Origin of the sequence: Pelagibacterium halotolerans B2, from assembly GCF_000230555.1 — a bacterium.
GTDB lineage: Bacteria > Pseudomonadota > Alphaproteobacteria > Rhizobiales > Devosiaceae > Pelagibacterium > Pelagibacterium halotolerans.
The window spans coordinates 163795-184521 of record NC_016078.1; the positions used below are offsets into that span (position 1 = coordinate 163795).

Sequence of the window (20727 nt, forward strand, 5' to 3'; positions counted from 1 at the left end):
GCTTGAAAATCAATCATCACCAGATCGTCGCCTTCAACGCCGCCTGCCGGCACAAAGGCTTTTCCAACGCGGCCAGGGCGCTCGGGGTCACCCAGTCCTCGGTCACTCAGAACGTGGCCAAATTCGAAGCCGAGATCGGCGCCCGGCTGTTCGAGCGTCGGCGCACCGGGCTCGTGCTCACCCCGGCCGGGAACAAGATCCATTCGGTTACCGAAGAGATCGGCCATCTCTACCTGGTGCTCGAGGAGCGCATGGGCGAATACGCCCAGCTCAACAAAGGTCTTTTGCGCATCGTCGCCGCGGCGTCCCAACCCGCGCTGTCCTATCTCCGCCGGTTCAAGGAGCGGCATCCGGGCATAGAGTTGGCCTTTGACAATGCGAGCTGGCGTCAATGCGCCGATTTGCTGCGCAATCGCGACGCCGATGTGGCACTCATGCCCCAGCCCGAAAATGCCGCCGGGCTCTATCTCTGGCCGATCGAAGAGCGCGTCCACATGGCTCTGGTTTATAAGGGGCATCCGCTTTTCGATGCGGCTGAAATAACCATTGCCCAGATGGCGCAAACCACAGTGGTTCTGGCCAGTTCACGCTCGTTTGCCCGTTGGCGTTTCGAGCGCCGTGCCGCCGAACTGGGCGTGCGCCTCCCCGACGTCATGACGGTCGGTTCAACCCCGATGGCGGTCGAGGCGGTCAGCAGCGGTCTGGGCATCGGCATCACCTATGGTGAGGCCGTGCAGTCCGAACCGCGCCTGCGCGCGGTCCCGATTGCCGACCTTGCCGACCCCTATTCCCTGGTCGCAGCCTGCAACAGCGACGTGCGGGACCTGGCGATCATCCGCAGCTTTTTCGATTGCATGGATTGAGTGGGCACCGGACCTCTGGACCAGGTGCCCGGCCGTTTCATCCCACCCAGCCGTGATCGGCGACGGTGCGGCGATCGAGCCTGCGGATCTGCAAATGCTGCTCGAACGCGCCATTGCTGACTGAAACGGTTTCCACTTCAGGCAACGCGTCAGCGGGCTCCATGCCGTCGGCAAGCAAGCCGCCCAGCGGCCGGCCAACCATCGACTGGGGCTGCTCGATGCCGAACAGCGACAGGATGGTTGCGGCCACATCGACCATGCCGCCGACGGTTTCCGTCCGGTGATGACTTTTGAAGTCTGGCCCAGCGGCGAAAAAGACCGTAGCGAGTTCCTCGGCGTGCAGCCCACCATGGCTCGACCCGCTTGGCCCTTTGTCTCCTGCATTGAGGCAGTGGCCATATTGCCGCTCACGTCCGTCGGCGTCCATGCGGCGCAATTGAAAGAACAGATCCGGCGCGCGTTCATGATCGAGTGAGAGCAGGCTGGACGAAAACGTGCCCGGGACCGCACCGGCCACCCCGTCCCCGCCAGCGGTCAGCAAATTGCCGCACCAGGGCTGGGCCTGCATCCAGGAGACGATATCGGCGAGGGCCGAACTGTCGGTATCGCGCAGATAAATGCCACCGCTGCCGAACGGGAGCAGCAATGCGCCGGGCCGGCTCGGGTCGGTGGTGACCGGCAGGCCGGTTTCGGCGAAAAGGGCATTCAGCGCGATGGTGCCGGAGGTTTCCACATGGCCATGATCGGACAGGAACAGCAGATTGGGTGCGTCGTCTCCCAATCCGTGCCACCAATCGATGACATCGCAAACCAGATCGTCGGCATGTGCAAGCGCTGCCGTGGACACAGGCCCGCCGAAACCATCGACATGCAATGATTTGTCGGGCTCGTCAGACCACACGATCGTAACGTCTGGCAAAAGCTGCGGATAAACGACTTGGGTCAGGGCTCTCACTGCGTAGCGCGAGCGTTCAAGATTGACACCGCTCGGCGAGGGCATGGGACCGAGTTCGGCCTCGACTGCAGCCCAGAGCCGTCCGGAACTGAACTGTGGTCCGGCCAGCGACAGATAGTGCTGCCCACGCTCGGCCGCGCGATAATTGAGCAGGTGCGGAGCGCCCGACGCGCCGCAATGGATAACGGCCATGGTCCGGTCCGCATCGGCCAATACCTCACCGAGGGGCGTTGCGGTTACCAGGTCGGCGTTGAGGTCGAGGCCTGCCAGGTCCGGGAAATCGGCGACGTCGAGAATGCCGCCGGGCTTGAGCGCGCCGCCGGCGATCTTGTTGAAATGGATGCCGTGGTATTTCGGCGTCGTGCCGGTTCCAAGGCCCGTCTTGTTAACGCGCGTATGGCTGGGATAAAGCGCCCGGCTGCCGCCCAGCACCGCTGCCTCGTCGCGGAACCGGGCAAGATTGGGCATCCTGTCCGGGGTGACGAGATCGGGCCGCAGGCCATCCAGAACGACGACAACGAAACGATTGTGGGTCACGAACATCTCTCTTTGCTAAACGATGTTCAGTTCCGCTACGTCTTTCCCGTGTCACGCTGTTGACGCACTATTATCCCCGCTAATGGATTGGATACTCCGGCATCATTGGCTAGGCGTATATCTGGACCGCGCCCGGCAGCGTGCTCCACTGCGCGTACCAGCTCTCGAACAGGCGCAACTGGCTTTCGGCGTAGCCGCGCTGGCTATCGGTGAGGGTGTCGGTTTCATTGAAGTTTAGCGCATATTCCTTGTCGCCCTTGACGGTCATCAAATGCTTGTAAAACAGCACGAGATCCGGCCCTTCATCGAATGCGGACAGAGCCCCAAGCGCACCTTCGAGTTCGAGCGCGCGCTGGCGGGCTTCGACATCGCCATCCGCCGCCGCCTTCGCCAGCGCACAGAGATGGAGCACTTCGCGGGGCAGGACATTGCCGATCCCGGTGATGGCACCCGCCGCACCGCAATTGACGAAGCCGTGGAAGACTGTCGTATCGACACCGATCATCAGCGAAATCTCATCATCCTGGCTGGTGATGTTTTCAGCGGCATAGGTCAGGGATTCGGTGCCGCCGAATTCCTTGAAACCGACGAGGTTGTTGTGTTCCGCGCGCAACGCGAAAAACAGCTCGGCGCGTGTCGTAAAGCCATAATAGGGACTGTTGTAAATCACCGCCGGCAGATCGGGCGCCGCCGAAAGGATTGCTTTGAAGTGATGGCGTTGCGCGGTGGTCGACGGCCCGCGCGACAGGACGCGCGGAATGACCATCAGGCCCTGCGCCCCGGCCTCTTGGGCATGGGCTGCGATGGCGACCGCCGAGGCGGTGTTGATGGCGCCGGTTCCCACGATCACCGGCACACCCGCGCCGACCAGTCTGGCGACGCCTTCCATGCGCTGGGCGTCGGTCAAGAGCGGCCAGTCGCCCATCGACCCGCAATAGACGACGGCGCGCATCCCGGCAGCGATCAACCCTTCGCCCTTGCGGACCAATGCGTCGAAATCGGGCGTCCGATCCGGCTTGCAGGGTGTCATCAGGGCTGGAATGCACCCTGAAAAGATGCTGGCGGCCATCGCGGCGTCTCCTTGAGCATGGTGGTTCTTGCGTCCGAACGCCAATGATAATACGCTTTGTATTATAGTTGTCGACAAAAATCTTGTTCGCGCACGTTTGGGATGCCGAACTCGCATTCGATCTGCTGCTACAAAGACATCTGGGCGTTTAGGCGCTTGTCGGCGGTGATGTAGGACTGAATCTGGGTGACAATCTGCTCCGCATGAGCGCTGGCCAGCCGATCGGCCTCATCGACATCCCGAGCCGCGATCGCCGCGATCATCTGGTCATGCTCGATAACGTATTTGCGCGGCAGATCGTCGTTGAAGGAGGAATAGTAAAGCCGCAGGAGTCGCCGATTCTCGTCGAGCAGCCTTGTAAAGAGTTCGGTATAGTAGCTGTTCCCACCCGCCCGAGCGATTTCGAGGTGAAAATCGCGGTTGGTTGCGATCAGGGCGAGCGCGTCGCGCGCTTGCACTGCGCGCGTAAACTCTTCCTGCTTGGCCTGCATTCGGACGATATCGTCAGCGTGGTGATGACCGGCGGCCAGCCTCGTGGTGACCCGGTACATCAGCGTTAGTGCATCGAAAAATTGGGGCAGGTGGAGAAAGTCTATGTTGGAAACGATCGTCGCCCGGTTCGGTAGGGTGGTGATCAATCCTTCGACAGAGAGGCGAACGAGAGCTTCGCGGATCGGTGTGCGTGAAAGCGCGAACCGTTCGGCCAGTTGCAACTCGTCCATTGGACTGCCGGGAGCCAGCTTGAGATCGATGATCTCGTTGCGCAGAATCTTGTGAACATGGCTGGAACCTGACCCGCGTTTGGGGGTGCCGGTGCTTTCAGGTTTTCTTTCGACGGTCTCTTTGACCATGCCATCCATCCCTTTTCCTTGTGTTCATTCATAAGGATCGATGAGCACACGGGGAAGAGTGTCGATAGTTAATATTTTCTGTGTCGACAGAGAACTTGCTCATGGCTATACACGCTGTTGTGCTGAACAGGGATCGGGTTGCCATGCGCGTCGCAGTAATCGGAGCAGGGATCATCGGCGTGACCGCTGCGCTGGCCCTGACCGAACGCGGACACGCGGTAACGATATTCGACCGTCAGGGCGTGGCCTCGGGGGCCTCAGGTGGCAATGCCGGCGCATTTGCCTTTGCCGATGTCATCCCGCTCGCAACGCCAGGCATCATCAAAAAGGCACCCGCCTGGCTTTTCGATCCCAACGGGCCGCTTTCCATTCCTCCCGCCTATGCACTAAAGATCGCGCCTTGGCTCCTGGCTTTCTTTAAGGCGAGCTTGCCCGCCCGCTACCGTGCCGCGGTCGCGGCGCAAGGCGCCCTGATGGACCATTCCGCTGCCGCCCTCGAGCGTCTGGTGAAAACCTGCGATCTTGAAGGATTGCTGCGCCGCGAGGGGCAGTTGCAACTCTATGAGGGCGAGCACGAATTCAGGGCCAGCCTTCCTGGTTGGCAAGAGCGGCGTGTCGTCGGTGTCAAATTCGATCTTCTCGAAGGCCCCGAAGCGATTGCTGAAATCCAGCCCGGCCTTGCTCGCCGCTTTACCCATGCAGGGTTCACCCCCGACTGGAAGAACGTCACTGACCCCGCGGTCTGGACTGAAGCGATTGCTGAAATTGCGTTGACCCGTGGTGCAACGCTGATCAGGTCGGAAATTACGACCATCAGGCCCACCGAGACCGGTATGGAACTGATAGGTCCGGGCGAAAATTCCACCTTCGACCGCGTAGTTGTTGCGGCGGGCGCTCATTCGGGCGGGTTGACGCAGCAACTGGGCCTAAATCTCCCGCTCGAAACCGAGCGCGGCTACAATGTGTCCCTCCCCGAAGGTGCTTTCGATCTGCGCACGCACCTGACTTTTGCCGGGCATGGATTCGTCGTCAGCCGCATCGGGGATGGCATCCGCGTCGGTGGAGGCGTCGAACTCGGGGGGCTCGAACTTGCACCCCGAATGGGCCGCGCCGATGCCCTGCTGGCCAAGGCAGCACGCTTTCTGCCCGAGCTCAGGACTGCGGGTGGGCGCCGCTGGATGGGGTTCCGCCCCTCCATGCCCGACAGCCTGCCGGTTATCGATGTTGCACCGGGCAATCCTCGTGTCATTCTGGCGTTCGGTCATGGGCATCTGGGGCTTACGCAATCGGCAGGAACCGCAGAAATTGTCGCCGATCTTGTCGACGATGCGCCGCCGGCCATCGACATGGCGCCGTTTAGGGCAACCCGTTTTTGAGAAGAGCTTGATGAGCCAGCATACATTCCAATGCATCGACGGACACACCTGCGGCAATCCGGTGCGCCTTGTGACGGGCGGAGCACCCATGCTCAAGGGCGATACCATGCTGGAAAGGCGCGCGCACTTTCTGGCCGAATATGACTGGATCCGTACCGGGCTGATGTTCGAGCCGCGCGGCCATGACATGATGTCGGGCTCCATCCTTTATCCGCCCACCCGTCCCGATTGCGAAGTGGCGGTATTGTTTATCGAAACGTCGGGCTGCCTGCCTATGTGTGGCCACGGGACCATCGGCACCATCACGATGGCCATCGAGAACGGGCTCATAAATCCGCGAGAGCCGGGCAGATTGTCGATCGAAACCCCGGCAGGCAAGGTTGATATCACCTATCGTCAGGAGGACCGGTTCGTCGAGGAAGTGCGCCTGACCAATGTCGCCTCATTCCTCCACGCCGAAGGATTGACCGCCGAGATTGAGGGCTTTGGGGAGCTTGTTGTCGATGTGGCCTATGGCGGCAACTTCTATGCGATCGTCGAATCGCAAAAGCTGTTTCGCGACATGGCTGATTTCACCGCCGCCGAGCTCATCGGGCTGTCTCCGAAATTGCGTGCCGCGCTTAACGAAAAATATGAGTTCGTCCATCCCGAGCATCCGCAAATCAGCGGGCTGAGCCACATCCAATGGACCGGACAGCCGACCCGGCCCGGAGCCACGGCCCGCAACGCCGTCTTTTACGGCGACAAGGCGATTGACCGATCCCCATGCGGCACCGGCACGTCGGCGCGCATGGCGCAGCTTGTTGCAAAGGGCAAGCTCAATATTGGCGACGAATTCGTCCACGAAAGCATCATCGGCTCACTTTTCAACGGGCGCGTCGAAGCAGCGGCGCAAGTAGGAGAAACCCAAGCGATCGTTCCCTCAATCGGAGGTTGGGCGCGTCAGACCGGGTTCAATACCATCTTCATCGACGACCGGGACCCCTATGCGCACGGCTTCACTGTGATTTAAGGTCCTTGGCCGGCTTCTCACACCGCCAGCGACTTTGTCGGACGCGGTGCGCCACCAATCGATTGAACCGATAGCGATCCGGCCGCGATGCCCGCATCGAGGCAGTCACCAAGCGGGCGTCCTGCCAGATAGGCGTCGATCAGTCCGGCGTTAAAGGCATCGCCGGCCCCGGTCGTATCGACCACATGAACTTTTGGAGCCCTTGCCGATAGCCGGATCGTACCTGCACCGAGTAGCCCACCGGCGCCGCCGCATTTGATCGCGACCACGGGAAAATATGCGGTCAGGACTTCCAGCGCTTCGGTCACGTCGGGTTTGCCCGTGATGGCGATGGCCTCTTCGGCATTGGGGAGAAAAATATCCACGCCGGTGCAAGCTTCGAGCAGACCCGGCTTGCTGATGAGAGTTTCATCCCAACTGGGGTCGAGCGCCACAGCGAGCCCGGCCGCCTTGGCCTGTGAAACGAGATCGGGCTGGTCGGCAAGCGTTGCATATTCGGCTATGTGCAAAAGTGCGGCCCGTTCCCACGTCAGCGCATTTGCAAACTGTGCAGGAATCGACCGGCCCGCCCTGCAGGAAAGGAATGCCCGATCTTCGGCGCCGGTCATCACAACGGTGACCTGCGGTCCGGCATCGGCCCTGCGCTCGATAAAGCCCAGGTCGATGCCGCTTGTCTCCAGTTGCGGCGCCAGCACCTCGGACAACGGATCGGTGCCATACGAGGCAAGCAGGGCTGCTGGGCGGCCCAGTTGGATCAAATGGGCAGCAGCGATGAAGGCGCCCCCACCCAGCACCGGGTGCATGGAACGTGCAAAAACCTCCCGGCCCATTTGCGGCATGCCTGAGAGCTCGGCGAAAACAAGGTCGCAATAGATGCGGCCGACGCTGACGACAGCGTCGCGCGGCGATTTCAGATTCATAGACGCCCCAGGGCTTTTTCGCTCTCGGCGTCGAAAAGATAAAGACTGCCCGGCGCGGCCCAGGCCGTAACGATGCTGTCGACCGCTGGCAAAAGCTTGCTTGGCGCGGTGGCGATCGCCGAGGATCCGGCTATATCGAGATGCACAAGCGTTTCCGAGCCCAAAGGCTCAACGGCGGTCACCTTGCCCTCGAATGCCAGGGCAGCATTGTCCGGCGCCTCTCCCACCAGCAGGTCATGAGGTCTCACACCGACTAGGACATTGCCCGAGCCGGTCGCTGGTAATGTGCCTTTGATCTTGGCGCCTGCGGCCGTCAGGCCGTCCCCCGAGGCCGTTCCATCGATGAGATTCATGGACGGACTGCCGATGAACCGCGCTGTGAAAACATCGATCGGACTCTCGTAAAGCTCGGTCGGCGTGCCGACTTGAAGGATCAGCCCATCGCGCATCACAACGATCCGGTCGGCCATTGTCATGGCTTCGATCTGGTCGTGCGTGACATAGACGATGGTCGTTCCAAGCCGCTGGTGCAGGCGCTTGATCTCGATGCGCATCTGCGAGCGCAATTGTGCGTCGAGGTTGGACAGTGGCTCGTCGAAGAGGAACGCGGCCGGATCGCGCACCATGGCGCGCCCGATAGCGACGCGCTGGCGTTGCCCGCCCGAGAGTGCCGCCGGACGGCGTTCGAGCAGATCCTCGAGCCCCAATATCTTGCCGGCTTCGGCAATGCGTTGCTGCTTTTCAGCCTTGGAAAGTTTGGAGGTATAAAGCCCGAACCCGATATTCTGACCCACCGTCATGTGGGGATATATCGCATAGTTCTGGAACACCATGGCGATGTTGCGCTGCTTGGGTTCGTACTGGTTGACGATGGTGTCACCGATCTTGAGCACGCCGCCGGAGATTTCCTCGAGCCCGGCAATCATGCGCAGGGTCGTCGATTTCCCGCAGCCCGATGGCCCGACAAAGACAACGAACTCGCCATCGGCGATTTCGAGGTCGATGCCATGAACGGCGGTCACCTTGCCATAGCGCTTTACAAGGCCTTCCAACTGGATTTCTGCCATCACGCCGCTCCTAAAAGTGCATTGAATTTATCGTTGAGTTCTTTGTGCGCGCTTTTCAGCGTTTCGGTGCGCCGGGCCGCCTGATCGAAGAACCCTCTGAGCTTCTGGCGATATCGACCAAGGGAGGCACGCAGCGCGGTGGGCGCCGGGCCGCCGAGCCGGTCGCGGACCGAAACGAAATGCCGCGCCGAGACCAGTTCGGCAAATCGTTCGGGTGAAAGGGTCGAAGCCCTCCCGGTTGCCGCTTCAAATGCGGACGCAAAGGGCGCATACCCATCCTCGACAAGTGAGCCGTCCGCCGCGACCACCGCCTTTGCCACGGCTGCCGAGACTTCATGTGCCTGCCGGAAAGACAGATCTTCGAGTCGGACGAGACTGTCGGCCAATTCGGTGATGGTAATGCAGGAGCGCTTGGTGTTGATATCCACCCGTTCGGGGTTGATCGAGACCTGCGCGATCAGCGCGGTGAAAAGGTCGAGCACGCGATAGGCGGCATCGAACACCTGATAGCCCATGGCCTGGCTTTCCCCCTCGCTGTCGTTCATGTCGGTAAAAGGCGTGTTGTGCATGATATCGAGCATCGCCTTGGCGCGGCCATAGGTCTGGCTGGCCAGGTGGCGCAGGTGCTCGATGGGCACCGGATTGCGCTTTTGCGGCATGATCGATGAAATCTGGACCAGCGCATTGGGCACGTAGAGCTGGCCCACCTCAAAGCTCGACCAGACCTGAAAATCCTGGATGGGGCGCCCCAGATGGAGAAAGCTGAGCGCCATCGCGCCATAAATGCCGGTGATGTAATCGACCGACGCAATACAGCCATAGGAATTTTCCAGCGGACGGGCAAACCCGAGCAACTCGGCCACCCGCTCGCGGTCGATGGGGAAGCCCGAAGTGGTGATGGCTGCCGCTCCCATGGGCGAAAGATCGATCACCTCGATCGCGGATTCCACTTTTTCGATATCGCGGATCAGCACCTCGGCCATGGCGCCCAGATAATGCCCGAAGGTCGTCGGCTGGGCCGGCTGCCCGTGCGTGTAGGCAACGATCAGCGTTTCGGCTTCACGCTCTGCCGTCGAAAGAACGGCATCGAGCAGGACCCGCATCTTTTCGAGCAGCATCTCGGTGCGCGGCTTGAGCCCGAGCTTGAACAGCGTGTGATCGATGTCGTTGCGCGACCGGGAGGTGTGCAGTCGCCCGGCCAGATCGGGACCGAGGCGGGCCTTGAGATTCTTTTCGATCAGGAAGAAGAAGTCTTCGACCTCGCCGGTATAAACGAGAGTGTCGAGATCGATCTCGTCATCTATGGCAACCAGTGCTCTTGCGATCGAGGACGCTTGTTGGCGTGTGAGGATGCCGGTTTCGGCCAGCATGACCAGATGCGCCCTGTCGATGGCCCTGAACCCGTCGGCGTGATGATCCTTGGCGCCGTCGAAAAGCGGGCGCAGCACGGTCTCCTTGTAAACGGGATCGGGAAAAACGCTCGTATCTCTCATTGAGGCCATCGATCAGCCCTTCAAACCGGCAAGCATCACACCGCGCACGATGTAACGCTGCAGGACGAGGAACACCAAAAGGGTGGGAATGGTGGCCAGCGCGGCGCCGGTCATGATCATTTCCCATTGGATCGATTGCTCGACGGCAAAGCTCGAAAGTCCAACCGGCAACGTGTAGAGCTCGCGGCTGTTGGTGACGATGAGCGGCCAGAAAAAAGCCGTCCAGTTTCCAAGGAAGGTAAAGATCGCCAAGGCGGATATTGCAGGCGCCACCATGGGCATGGCGATCTTCCACCAGATGGTGAATTCGTTCAGCCCGTCGACCCGCGCCGCTTCGAGGAAATCGTCAGGCACCGTTTCGAAGAATTGCTTCATCAGGAATGTGCCGAAGGCCGTCATCATGCCCGGGAACATGATGCCCCAATAGCTGTCGATCCAGCCCAGTTGCGCGCTCATCAGATACCACGGGATCACCAGCATTTCGGTGGGGATCATCAGGGTAGATAGGATGGCGATGAAGATCAGGTAGCGCCCGCGGAACTGGAATTTGGCCAGAGTGTAGCCGACCAGCGAGTCGAAAAAGACGTTCGATAGGGTCACGCAGACTGCAACCAGCGTGGAATTGAAGAACCAGCGCATGAAGCGCCCGTCCGAAAGCACCTTCAGGTAATTGTCGAAAGTGGGTGCTGCCGGAATCAACCTCAGGTCGTAAACCTGTCCGGCCGTCTTCAGTGACGTTGAAAACATGAAGAGCAGGGGCGTTATCATCAGCACCCCGCCGATAAACAGCAGTGTCCAGGTCAGGACCCGGCCCGGACGGATGGAGGCGCTGTTGAGCCTGAGTTCGGTGTTCGTGGCAGCGGTGGCAGTCATCAGCGCGTCCTCAGAACCCAGAGCTGAAGCAGGGAAACGATGAGAAGGATGGTAAAGAGCACCACCGTCTGCGCCGCCGCATAGCCCATGTTGAAGGAAGAAAATGCAGTCTGGTAAATCATGAGAACCAGGGGCTTTGTTGTATTGAGCGGCCCGCCGGGGTCATTGCTTGTCATGTTGTAAACCTGATCGAAAATCCGCAGAAAGCCGATCGAGGAAAAGACGACGAGGAACACAGTCGTCGGCTTGAGCAATGGAAGCGTGATCTTGCGCAGGATCGCCCATTCGCCCAGCCCGTCGATACGTGCGGCCTCGTAGTAGGTTTGAGGAATGGCCCTCAGGCCAGCCATGAATATGATGATCTGGAACCCCAGCCCCGCCCATATCGCGGTGACCATGATAGCGGGTAGGGCCTGTTCGGTGGATCGCAGGAAGGGCTGCGCCGGCAGGCCGGTGACGCCCAAAAAGCCGTTGATGATGCCGATTGGCGGGGGTTGGTAAAACCAGCGCCAAACCCAGGCCATTGCTGCAGCCGTGGTCAGGAACGGGAGAAAATAAAGCGCGCGGATGAAGCCGTGCATAAAGCGCACGCGGTCGAGATAATAGGCAACCGCAAACGAGATGACGAGGCTGATCGGCGTGCCGATAATCAGATAAGCGAATGTATTGCGGAACACCTGCCAGAACAGGGGATCGTTATACAGCTTTGTGTAGTTCTCGATGCCGATGAATTGGGCCGGGCGTAGCAGGTCCCAATCGGTGAACGAGAGCCAGAAAGCCTGTACCGTGGGATAAAAACGGATAACGACATAAAATACCACGGGCAGAGCCAGGAAGGTCCAGACCCAGATCAGCCGCTTTTGTCCGATGCTGAGCCGGTTCCAGGTCCCTGATGGCTCCACGGTGCCACTTGCCGATACTGCCGAAGTCATCGCCTGCCACTCCTGCTGATTTGCCCAGGTGGGCCGGCCGGTCTGTTGTCCGGCCGGTTCACCTCTGAAGTCACAAGACTGGACCGGCAGTACACCGGTCCAATCCCATTGTTACTGGTTGGCGTAGAATTCGTCGAGAATGGCCTGTTCCTCCGCAGCGGCGGCAGCCAGAGAATCCGCAGGCGACTGACCCTGCAGCGAGATGCGGCTTTCCATATCGATCGCCACCTGACGCTGGGCAGCCTCGTCCACGAAGATTGTGGTGTGGGCATATTCGAGCCCCGCCAGGAACGGACCATAGATTGGGTCTGAAAGGTTTTCCTCGGTCAGGGCAACCTCTTGGCGAGCGGGCAGTTCGCCCACCACTTCGAGCCAGATTTCCATGGCCTCGGGTGAACTGATATAGGCAAGGAACTTCTGGGCAGCCTCGAGTTCTTCCCCCTCGGCGCGCGCGCCGATGGCGTTGGCGAAATAGCTCGCATAGTTCGAACGCATACCGTCTTCATTAGCCGGCAGCTCGGTGACGCCCCATTCGAAATCAGTGATTTCGCTGAACGCGCCGAGCCGGAAAGTGCCGTCAATGGTCATCGCGGCGCGGCCGGCGCGGAACGCGGCCTGAGGTTCGTCCATGAAGGCGATCTGGGTCACCGCATCGTCGCCCAGATAGAGATCTGCCTGCCATGTGGTTGCGGCGAGGCCAGCTTCGTCATTGTAGGTGACCGTGCGGCCGTCGTCCGAATAGGGTTGGCCACCGAACTGGCGGACGAGGCCCTCGCGCCACCACTGATGGTCCTGGCCCGCCATACCCATGGCAATGCCGACCGACGTGATGTTGCCGCCGCCATCGCGCTGTACGGTCGCCTGCGCGGCCTCGACAAGCTCATCGAGCGTTTGGGGTGGGCTTTCGGGATCGAGCCCGGCGGCTTCGAGAATGTCCTTGTTGTAGAACAGGGCCAGCGAACGGACCGCGGTGGGCAGGCCCCAGTACTGGCCGTCACGTTCCATCGCAGAAACGATCGGGAAAAAGTCCGATTCGATGTCCTCGGTCGGGAAGACGTCCGGATCGAGCGGCTGGATCAGCCCGCCGGCGATGAAATTGTCGAGCCAGCCATAAAAGAGCTGCGCCACGTCGGGTCCCTGTCCGGCTACATTGGCGGCCACGACGCGCGTCTGGTAATCGGCATAGGGAAAGGTCTGGTGGTTGACCGTGATGTCGGGATTGGCTTCTTCGAAATTGGCGATCAGCTGGTCCATGGCCTGAACGCGCGTGTCGAATACATACTGCCAGTATTCGATTTCGACGGCCTGGGCCGAGCCCAGCGCTGCCAGGCTGACGCCGGCTGAAAGTGTGGTCACCGCAAGTGCTCTACGCATTTTGATCCCTCCTTTGGGAGCAGGGAAAACATGTCCCTGCACGATTGTGTGGCAGCTCGGACCCCTCCGTCCACCATCCGGTCATCGTCAAATGATGTGCGCCACCTTGTCAATAAAATAATTTACTTTCGTTATTAGTGGGGCCCGTTGAGCCGATTGCCCCTTGGCGTAGCCTGCAAAATGGACACAATGCCCATCTCGCGCCATTCCGAATGGTTCGCAGCCTGCCGTGGCGCGGGATTAAATTAATCTACTTGTGTTATTCGGGTGGCATGCCTAATCTTGAGGTCCGATAGCGCGCGTCCAATCGGTAAGAGGGAACACCTTGACCAGTTCGGAAAAGCAGGGTCGTGGTCCGCGCCTTGTCATAGGATCCAATCCGGAGCGCAACCGCGCCCACAATCGGCGCGTCGTTCTCGAGGTCATCAGGACCCATGGGCATATGGGGCGCACCGAAATTGCCCGCCGCGCCCACATCACACCTCAGGCGGTTGCCAATATCGTCGATGAACTTCTGGGCGAAGGCATGCTCGTGCAACTGGGCCGCCTGCGCTCAGGCCGTGGCCAGCCCCCCATCCAGTTCGCGATCAATCCCGACGGACCGCTGACCGGCGGGGTGGAAATCGCTGCCGACCATATCGCGACAACGCTGCTCGATCTTTCCGGCGCAGTCCGCGCTCAGGCCATCTCTCCTCTCCAATCGGCCACGCCCGATCAGGTGCCCGGTCGGGTCCTCGATGAGATCGACAAGCTCTGTGCCCGTATCGGTGCCTCGCGCGACCGCTTGATCGGCGTTGGCGCCGTGATGCCGGGTCCGTTCGAGATCGAAGGCATGAGTTCGGTGGGTCCGGCAACCCTGCCGGGGTGGAAAGGCATCGACGCCAAGGCCACGCTGTCCCGGGCCATCGGCCAACCGGTATCGATCGAAAATGATGCGACGGCCGCAGCGGTTGGTGAGCGGCTCTATGGGGCAGGGCGCCAGATTTCCAATTTCTGCTTTCTGTATTTCGGCGTGGGCCTGGGCCTTGGCGTTCTTAAGGACGGCGTTCCGTTGCGCGGCGCTTTCGGCAATGCCGGTGAAATCGGCCATGTTGCCCTGGTTCCCCGCAACGGGGTTGCGCGCTATGGCCCCGAAGGGGCACTGGAGCGCTTTGCATCTCTTTATGCCCTGCGCGAGAAACTGGCGGAAAGCGGGCGCCCCAACCTCGATAGCGAGGCTCTTGAACCGCTTTTCGCCAGGAATGATCCGGTGCTTGCCGCTTGGATCACGGAAGCGGCCGATTATCTGGCGCCCACCGTTGCCATGATCGAAAACATCTTCGATCCCGAAACCGTAGTGTTTGGCGGCAATCTTCCCGACGTCATCCTCGATGCATTGATCGCTGCGCTCGAACCGCTGCCGGTTTCCGTTTCCACCCGCGCGGGACGAACTCAACCGCGAGTCGTCCGCGGCCAGACCGGGCGGTTCACTGCGGCGTTGGGTGCTGCTGCGCTCGCGCTGCACGATGTCTTGTCGCCTCAACTCTCACTCGAATATTCGCCGGCGGTCGCGACCGCACGGCCTTAGGACTATCCATGCCCCTATCGCGCACCCAGCTTTCTCATCGCTTTGGTCAACGTCGCACCAGCCCCAGGCTGGTCGCCCTGCATCGGATGCTGTCGCGGCTGAAGTCAACAGTCACCGTGCTTCACACGGGTGCCCATCCGGACGACGAGCAGAACGCGATGCTCGCTTTCATGCGCTTCAGGCTCGGCATGCGCACGGTTATCGGCTGTTCGACGCGCGGGGAGGGTGGTCAGAATACGCTCGGGCCCGAACGCGGAGGTGCCCTTGGGATCGTCCGGACCCGCGAGCTTGAAGAAGCGGCCAAGGTCATCGATGCCGATATCGTTTGGTTCGGTTTCGGCCCTAACGATCCTGTCCATGATTTCGGATTCTCCAAGAACGGCCAGGATACCCTCGAGCGCTGGCAGCACGACCTGATCGTCGAGCGCATGGTTCGTGCCTATCGCAGCGAAAGGCCCGATATTGTCATCCCGACATTTCTTGATGTGCCCGGTCAGCACGGCCATCACCGCGCCATGACCATGGCTGCCGAAGAGGCGATCGCGCTTGCCGCCGATCCCAACGCCTACCCCGAGCATTTCGTTCTGGGCCTGGCGCCGTGGCAGGTCACCAAATACTACCTGCCCGCCTGGTCGGGCGGGGGCTCGACCTATGATGACGAGGTGCCGCCGCCACCCGAAACTGTAAAGGTGAGCGCGACGGACCCCGATTTCGCCACCGGCATGCCCTTTGACGAGATCGGAGAGTGGTCGCGATTCTATCACGCCAGCCAGGGCATGGGGCGCTGGCCGGACGATCTGCGAACCGAATGGCCGCTTCACCTTCGCGTCGGACCGAACGACAACGGCGGCATTGCCGACAACATCCCGCGTCGGCTCGCCGACATCGTTCCGGGGCTTGCGGCCGCCGATACGGCCATAGCGACGGCCATAGCCGCCTTCCCGAATGCCGATGACATCATCGCGCCATTGTCCGTGGCGCTCGAAATCATCGAAGCTCATGCCGATGTCGTCCCGGCCGAGCACCTCCACCGCATCGAAACCATGATCGCCGATCTCGAAGCTGCCATGTTGGTCGCGAGTGGCATCGATTGCGTCGCCGCGCTCGACAGAGAGGTTGTTGCGCAAGGCCAGACCGTCGATTTGAGCCTGACGCTTCGTGGCGCGCCCGCGGATGTTTCGATCGATGTCATTATACCCGAAGGCGTCTCGATCATCACACAGTCACGGGGTCGATATACGCTCGAGGTTGCGCCCGATGCTCCGATCACCGACCCGTTCACCCAGACATACTCGGCCTCGGGAGCCAATGGTGATGCCTGCATAATCCTGACGCTGACCATCGCCGGGCGAACAATCTCGCGCGCCTTTGCCCTGGAGCGGCCGCTGACCATTGTGCCCGCGGCATCGGTCGACCTGACGCCCAGCGCCCTGCTGGTGGCGGCTGATTCGGAGTTTTCCGGCCTCTCCGTAGAAGCCAAGATCGAAGGTGGTGCCAACAAGCTGAGCCTTTCCAGCCTTGAGGGTGTCGAGATTTCACCGAGCCGGGATGGCATAACGCTCTCGGGAGGGGGCCTTATGGAGGGGCGCTATTCTCTCGATGTGATGCTCGACGATGCCCCCGCTTTCACCGCCAGCACAATCGATTACGCCCATATCGGCAAAAGTCTCTATCTCAGCCCCGCACGTATCGACATCCTTGCGCTCAAGCTTGCGCTGCCCCAGGACCGCCGCGTCGCCTATATCGGCGGGGGGGGCGCCACGACAATGTCGGGCGCTGGCTGAACCGCATGGGGTTCAAGGTGACCGAGCTCGATGCACCTGCACTTTCTGAAGATCTTTTGAAATTCCCCACCATCGTCGTCGGCCTTTTCGCCTTCGGCCTTCGTCCTGATCTGGCCGCGAGCGCTCAGGCGTTGCAAGCCTATGTCGAGGCTGGCGGTAATCTCGTCACGCTCTACCATCGCCCGTGGGATGGCTGGAATCCCGACACGGTCCCCCCGCGCTTTCTCAAGATCGGCCAGCCCTCGTTGCGCTGGCGGGTGACCAATCCCGAGGCGGCGGTTGAGATTTTGGCGGCAGATAATCCCATCCTTTCCGGTCCCAATCCGATCTCGGTGCGCGACTTTGACGGCTGGAACAAGGAGCGTGGCCTCTATTTCGCGTCCGAATGGGACCCGGCCTACAGCCCCCTCCTTGCCATGAGCGACAAGGGTGAAGCGCCGCTCGAAGGCGCATTGCTGACCGCCGAAATCGGCAAAGGGCGTCATACGCACACCAGTCTCGTCCTGCACCACCAGCTCGACAATCTCGTGCCCGGTGCGTTCCGGATCATGGCCAACCTCGTGGCGGGCGGCCGCATGTAGATGGCCGACCCGGCGCCCTCTTACCGCAGCGGCATTGCCTGGCTTCTGGCCGATATGACGCTGGTGACCGCAATGACCGTTCTCGTCAAGTTCGAGGGCGCCACCTATCCGGCGATCCAACTCGTATTCATCCGCTCGCTGATCGGGCTGGTGTCCATCCTACCGTTGGCCTGGCGCAAACGTCGCGCGGTCACCGGCACCAAACAGCCCTTCCGGCATCTGGTGCGCGTGGGTTGCAACACGTTGGCCCTGACCTGTAATTTCACTGCGCTGGCGGCGCTGCCACTGGCGCTCGTCAATGCCATAGGCTTCATGCGTCCACTCGTTGTCATGCTGTTTGCCGCCTGGCTGCTGGCCGAAAAGATCGCTCCGGTACGCTGGATCGGCACCGTTATCGGATTTGCCGGCATCCTCGTCATTGTTGCACCGGGCGAAGTTGCATTTTCCTGGGGACTTGCCGCTGCATTCGGCTCGGTGCTGTTCGGCTCACTGGCCGTTATCCAGATCCGCGCCATGGAAAACGAGGACACTGCCGTTCTCATGGTCTTTTACACTGTAGGGCTTTCGGTCCTGACCGCCATTCCCGCCGCGCTCGTCTGGCAGCCGGTAGCATTGGCCGATTGGCCGACATTGCTGGCCATCGGCATCCTGGCCCAGATCGGGCAGTATTGCTTCCTGCGTGCCTACCAGACGACCCCGGCGCGGATATTGGCTCCCCTGGGGTATCTGTCCATAGGCTTTGCCGCGCTCGCGGGGTTCATCTTTTTCGGCGAAATTCCCTCATGGGCAACGATCATCGGCGTGGCGATCATTCTCATTGCTCTGCAATCGACCAATATGCTCGAAGCGGCCGCGACCCGGCGCAAGGTCAATTCGGAGGCCGAACGATAAAAAAACGCCCCGGCGAACCGGGGCGCTCATCGTCACAACCGTAACCTTTGGCAACTATTCGGCCGGCTGGACGAGATTGGCGAGCAGGCGGAATGCGCCCGGCACCAGATGATCGAGCTGATGGTGCAGGATCAGGCTGGTATGGGTATGCCGCCCGGCTCCGATCTGGGCCGAAAGCAACGAGCCATTCAGAGGATCTTCACCGGTATCGTGCATGGCCAGAAGCGGCTTATAGACCTCATCCCATTCCTCGGCGAAATACAGCCCGCGCTCTTTGTCCCAGTTCGCCCAGTCGTCGGCCCCGATGGCATTGGGGTAGTTGAGCAAGGGGTGATCGGGTTCGAGAACGTCGACTTCGGCATTTGCATCGGTGACGCGGAAGCGGATCGAGGGTGATCCGATCTTGAGGTAAGCGACGGGTATCGTCTCCGGATTCCAGCCATCGGAGGGGCGATGATAAAGGGTCACCAGATGCCCGCCATTGCGCACCCAGTCGTGGATGGCGGTAATGTTTTCCGCGAGATCCGGCCGTCGCCCGAAGGCAAATATGCCGACCACAATAGTGCGAAGATCGCGATAGGTACCGCTCGAGATATCCTCGGGCGAGAGCTCCACGACATCGAGGCCCAGGCGCTCCATCCACAGCCCGACATTGTCGTTACCTCCCGAGACGTACCCGATCCGCTTTACCGATGGCAGCTCGGCTCCGACCGCCTGTACGGGAACGGACACCGTTGTGGGGACGACCGATCGGCCGATATGGGGGTAGGAGAAGGTGTTGATCTGATAGGCCCGCTCACCCAGCAGATCGGGTTCGATGTCAAAGCGTGACTGTTCGAGAGCGTTGGGCGGTACCAGTTCGAACGTTCCGCTCATCTCCGAAGCACGTTCTGTTTCATCGAGCGCCCAACCTTCGGGAACCGGCATGGTCAGATCAGCCAGCGTCGCGTTGTTGAGCGTCGCCGTCAGGGGAACGGGGGCCAACTCGGCCGTCGTGTTGAAAACGACAGCGCTCGGCTCGATCGTCATGGATGCCTTGGGGATGACACGCAACTGGTCTTCAAGATCGACGTCGAGCACAACCGTGCGCCCGCCGATATTGAGCGACACCCGTGTGTGCGCGTCGCCATTGCCCCCCAACGGGTCGAATTCTTCGCTGAGCGGGTTTGTGTAGCCGGCGTCTTCGGCGACCGAAACCGTCTCGCCCGAAGCTGATAGCCCCTCGCGCGCAACGATCTCGACGCCCTCGATTGTCACGTCCTCGGGACCATCCACAATGGTCTTGACGACCACTTCGTCACCTGGTGTGACGTCGCCGCCTTCGGTATAGGACCGGATTTGCACGCCCGCCGCAGCGGCAAGGGCAAGATCGATTTCCTTGACCTTGCGATCCAGCCGGTGCGCGACGTTGGCCCGCAATTCGTCAGGCAGCGTTTCGCGGGCCATGTCGATGATTTCGCCCACCCTGCCAACTTTGGCGAGCACGACGACGGGATCGCCATAATCGGCGATTGCCTCTTCGATCAACCCTTGAGCTTCGCGCAACGCATCTGCTGTGTCGGCAGGCATTCCGTCGAGTTCGGCAATGTCGCCGACCGTTGCGATCAGGCCCTCCCGGATATCGCTTTCCTCGCCACCTTCGCCGCCGCCGGTCACACGGGTGAGGTTGAGTTCCCATTCGGTCTGGGGCTCGGGACGCCAGCGGCCCATGCCCTGGGTCAGATGGCACGAGCGCGACCACTCGCCCATCTGTGGGAAAGTTGCGCCGGAAATCTTGTCGCGCTCGGGCGCCGTAACGACCAGTGTTACCGGAGGAGGCGGCACCTCGTCGTCATACACTCCACCGCCGCCGCCATAGGCCGGCTGATAGATTTTCGGCACTTCCCAAGTGTCGAGACCGCCGGCGATCTGATCGGGAAATTCTTCGGGATTGCCCGAGAGTTCGGCCGCAATGAATGTCGCGACATTGGCGGCCCGATGATGGCCGTGCTGGCCGGGAACGTCCAAAAAGCAGTTCATGATGATGTCGGGCTTGTACTTGCGGAACGCCGCCGTCATGCGCTCGACGATCTTGTCACGGCCCCACTGGTCGATGGTCTCGTTGGGGTCTTTGGAAAAGCCGAAATCGTGGACGGAATCGGTGTGCCCGAAGCTGCCGAACGCCAGCGAGGCATCGAGCGAGCGCGAGGCTTCTTCCATTTCGCGGGTGCGCAGCACGCCCAGCACCGAGCCCAGTTCCGGCCCGATCGAGTTCTGCCCGCCCTCGCCGCGGGTGATGGCATAGACCACCGGATGGATGCCATAGACGTGCCGCAGCGCGGCGAGCATCGCCGAAGGTTCGTCATCGGGGTGCGCACCCGTGGTCATGATCGTTGCAGTGGAGGTCAGCCGCTCGAGACGGCGATAGAGGGTGACAATGGCCGGCTCGAGTTTCTGCTGGGCGATCAGGTCGAGATCGCTGAGCGGAGCCGCCCATGCCGGGATGTGCGAGGCTGCATACATCGCCGGCAAGGACGCAATGAACATGCGTCGTGTGATCTTGGTCATCGGGACAATCCTACCTTTGAAATTTCGCTCCTATG

The 20727-nt window shown here is 60.9% G+C and carries 17 protein-coding genes; 7 read left to right on the forward strand and 10 right to left on the reverse strand.

Annotated elements, in window-relative coordinates; translation table 11 throughout:
• The first annotated feature begins 2 nt into the window (after nt 1–2).
• Nucleotides 3–863: a LysR family transcriptional regulator gene (locus tag KKY_RS00840; RefSeq protein WP_014129371.1), complete on the forward strand. Its 861-nt coding sequence runs from the start codon at nt 3–5 to the stop codon at nt 861–863.
• A 37-nt stretch (nt 864–900) separates the two neighbouring features.
• On the opposite strand, the gene KKY_RS00845 is transcribed toward KKY_RS00840, so the two are convergent.
• From KKY_RS00845 to KKY_RS00855, 3 genes are all read right to left on the reverse strand, one after another.
• Nucleotides 901–2355 (reverse strand): alkaline phosphatase family protein, encoded by a 1455-nt coding sequence (locus KKY_RS00845; RefSeq protein WP_158308042.1) that lies wholly within the window; start codon nt 2353–2355, stop codon nt 901–903.
• Nucleotides 2356–2464: 109 nt separating this feature from the next.
• A complete protein-coding gene (locus KKY_RS00850) occupies nt 2465–3424 on the reverse strand; it encodes a dihydrodipicolinate synthase family protein (RefSeq protein WP_014129373.1) in 960 nt (319 codons plus the stop codon).
• 128 nt (nt 3425–3552) lie between these two features.
• Nucleotides 3553–4284 (reverse strand): GntR family transcriptional regulator, encoded by a 732-nt coding sequence (locus KKY_RS00855; RefSeq protein ID WP_014129374.1) that lies wholly within the window; start codon nt 4282–4284, stop codon nt 3553–3555.
• A gap of 134 nt (nt 4285–4418) precedes the next feature.
• Here KKY_RS00855 and KKY_RS00860 point away from each other — a divergent pair, with 134 nt between their 5' ends.
• Together KKY_RS00860 and KKY_RS00865 are read left to right on the forward strand one after the other, a co-directional pair.
• Nucleotides 4419–5651, forward strand: a complete 1233-nt coding sequence (locus KKY_RS00860; protein WP_014129375.1) for an NAD(P)/FAD-dependent oxidoreductase — start codon at nt 4419–4421, stop codon at nt 5649–5651.
• Between the two features lie 10 nt (nt 5652–5661).
• Complete coding sequence (locus KKY_RS00865; RefSeq protein WP_014129376.1) at nt 5662–6663, forward strand: 4-hydroxyproline epimerase; 1002 nt, start codon at nt 5662–5664, stop codon at nt 6661–6663.
• Between the two features lie 17 nt (nt 6664–6680).
• On the opposite strand, the gene KKY_RS00870 is transcribed toward KKY_RS00865, so the two are convergent.
• From KKY_RS00870 to KKY_RS00895, 6 genes are all read right to left on the reverse strand, one after another.
• Nucleotides 6681–7583, reverse strand: coding sequence for a carbohydrate kinase family protein (locus KKY_RS00870; protein WP_014129377.1), 903 nt, complete (start codon nt 7581–7583; stop codon nt 6681–6683).
• Nucleotides 7580–8650: an ABC transporter ATP-binding protein gene (locus tag KKY_RS00875; RefSeq protein WP_014129378.1), complete on the reverse strand. Its 1071-nt coding sequence runs from the start codon at nt 8648–8650 to the stop codon at nt 7580–7582. Before KKY_RS00875 ends, KKY_RS00870 begins: the two co-directional genes overlap by 4 nt.
• Nucleotides 8650–10152 carry an argininosuccinate lyase gene (gene argH / locus KKY_RS00880; RefSeq protein WP_014129379.1) on the reverse strand — a complete coding sequence of 501 codons (1503 nt, stop codon included), beginning with the start codon at nt 10150–10152 and terminating at the stop codon, nt 8650–8652. Before argH ends, KKY_RS00875 begins: the two co-directional genes overlap by 1 nt.
• 3 nt (nt 10153–10155) lie before the next feature.
• Nucleotides 10156–11016 carry a carbohydrate ABC transporter permease gene (locus KKY_RS00885; protein WP_014129380.1) on the reverse strand — a complete coding sequence of 287 codons (861 nt, stop codon included), beginning with the start codon at nt 11014–11016 and terminating at the stop codon, nt 10156–10158.
• Entirely contained in the window at nt 11016–11948 is a 933-nt protein-coding gene (locus KKY_RS00890) for a carbohydrate ABC transporter permease (RefSeq protein WP_014129381.1), read from the reverse strand. Before KKY_RS00890 ends, KKY_RS00885 begins: the two co-directional genes overlap by 1 nt.
• Before the next feature lie 111 nt (nt 11949–12059).
• The gene (locus tag KKY_RS00895; RefSeq protein ID WP_014129382.1) at nt 12060–13322 is read right to left on the reverse strand and encodes an extracellular solute-binding protein; all 1263 of its coding nucleotides are present in this window, start codon (nt 13320–13322) and stop codon (nt 12060–12062) included.
• Nucleotides 13323–13647: 325 nt separating this feature from the next.
• On the opposite strand from KKY_RS00895, the gene KKY_RS00900 reads away from it, so the two are divergent.
• The 4 genes from KKY_RS00900 to KKY_RS00910 are packed head-to-tail and all read left to right on the forward strand — an operon-like array spanning nt 13648 to nt 18145.
• Complete coding sequence (locus KKY_RS00900) at nt 13648–14889, forward strand: ROK family transcriptional regulator (protein WP_014129383.1); 1242 nt, start codon at nt 13648–13650, stop codon at nt 14887–14889.
• Between the two features lie 8 nt (nt 14890–14897).
• Nucleotides 14898–16673 carry a PIG-L family deacetylase gene (locus tag KKY_RS00905; RefSeq protein ID WP_420864530.1) on the forward strand — a complete coding sequence of 592 codons (1776 nt, stop codon included), beginning with the start codon at nt 14898–14900 and terminating at the stop codon, nt 16671–16673.
• A gap of 17 nt (nt 16674–16690) precedes the next feature.
• On the forward strand, nt 16691–17254 hold the full coding sequence (locus KKY_RS21015) for a hypothetical protein (protein WP_420864531.1): 564 nt from the start codon (nt 16691–16693) through the stop codon (nt 17252–17254).
• Nucleotides 17255–18145, forward strand: a complete 891-nt coding sequence (locus KKY_RS00910; RefSeq protein ID WP_014129384.1) for a DMT family transporter — start codon at nt 17255–17257, stop codon at nt 18143–18145.
• A 54-nt stretch (nt 18146–18199) separates the two neighbouring features.
• Here the strand turns inward: KKY_RS00910 and KKY_RS00915 are convergent, their stop codons facing one another.
• A complete protein-coding gene (locus KKY_RS00915) occupies nt 18200–20692 on the reverse strand; it encodes a PIG-L family deacetylase (protein WP_014129385.1) in 2493 nt (830 codons plus the stop codon).
• Nucleotides 20693–20727: the final 35 nt, after the last annotated feature.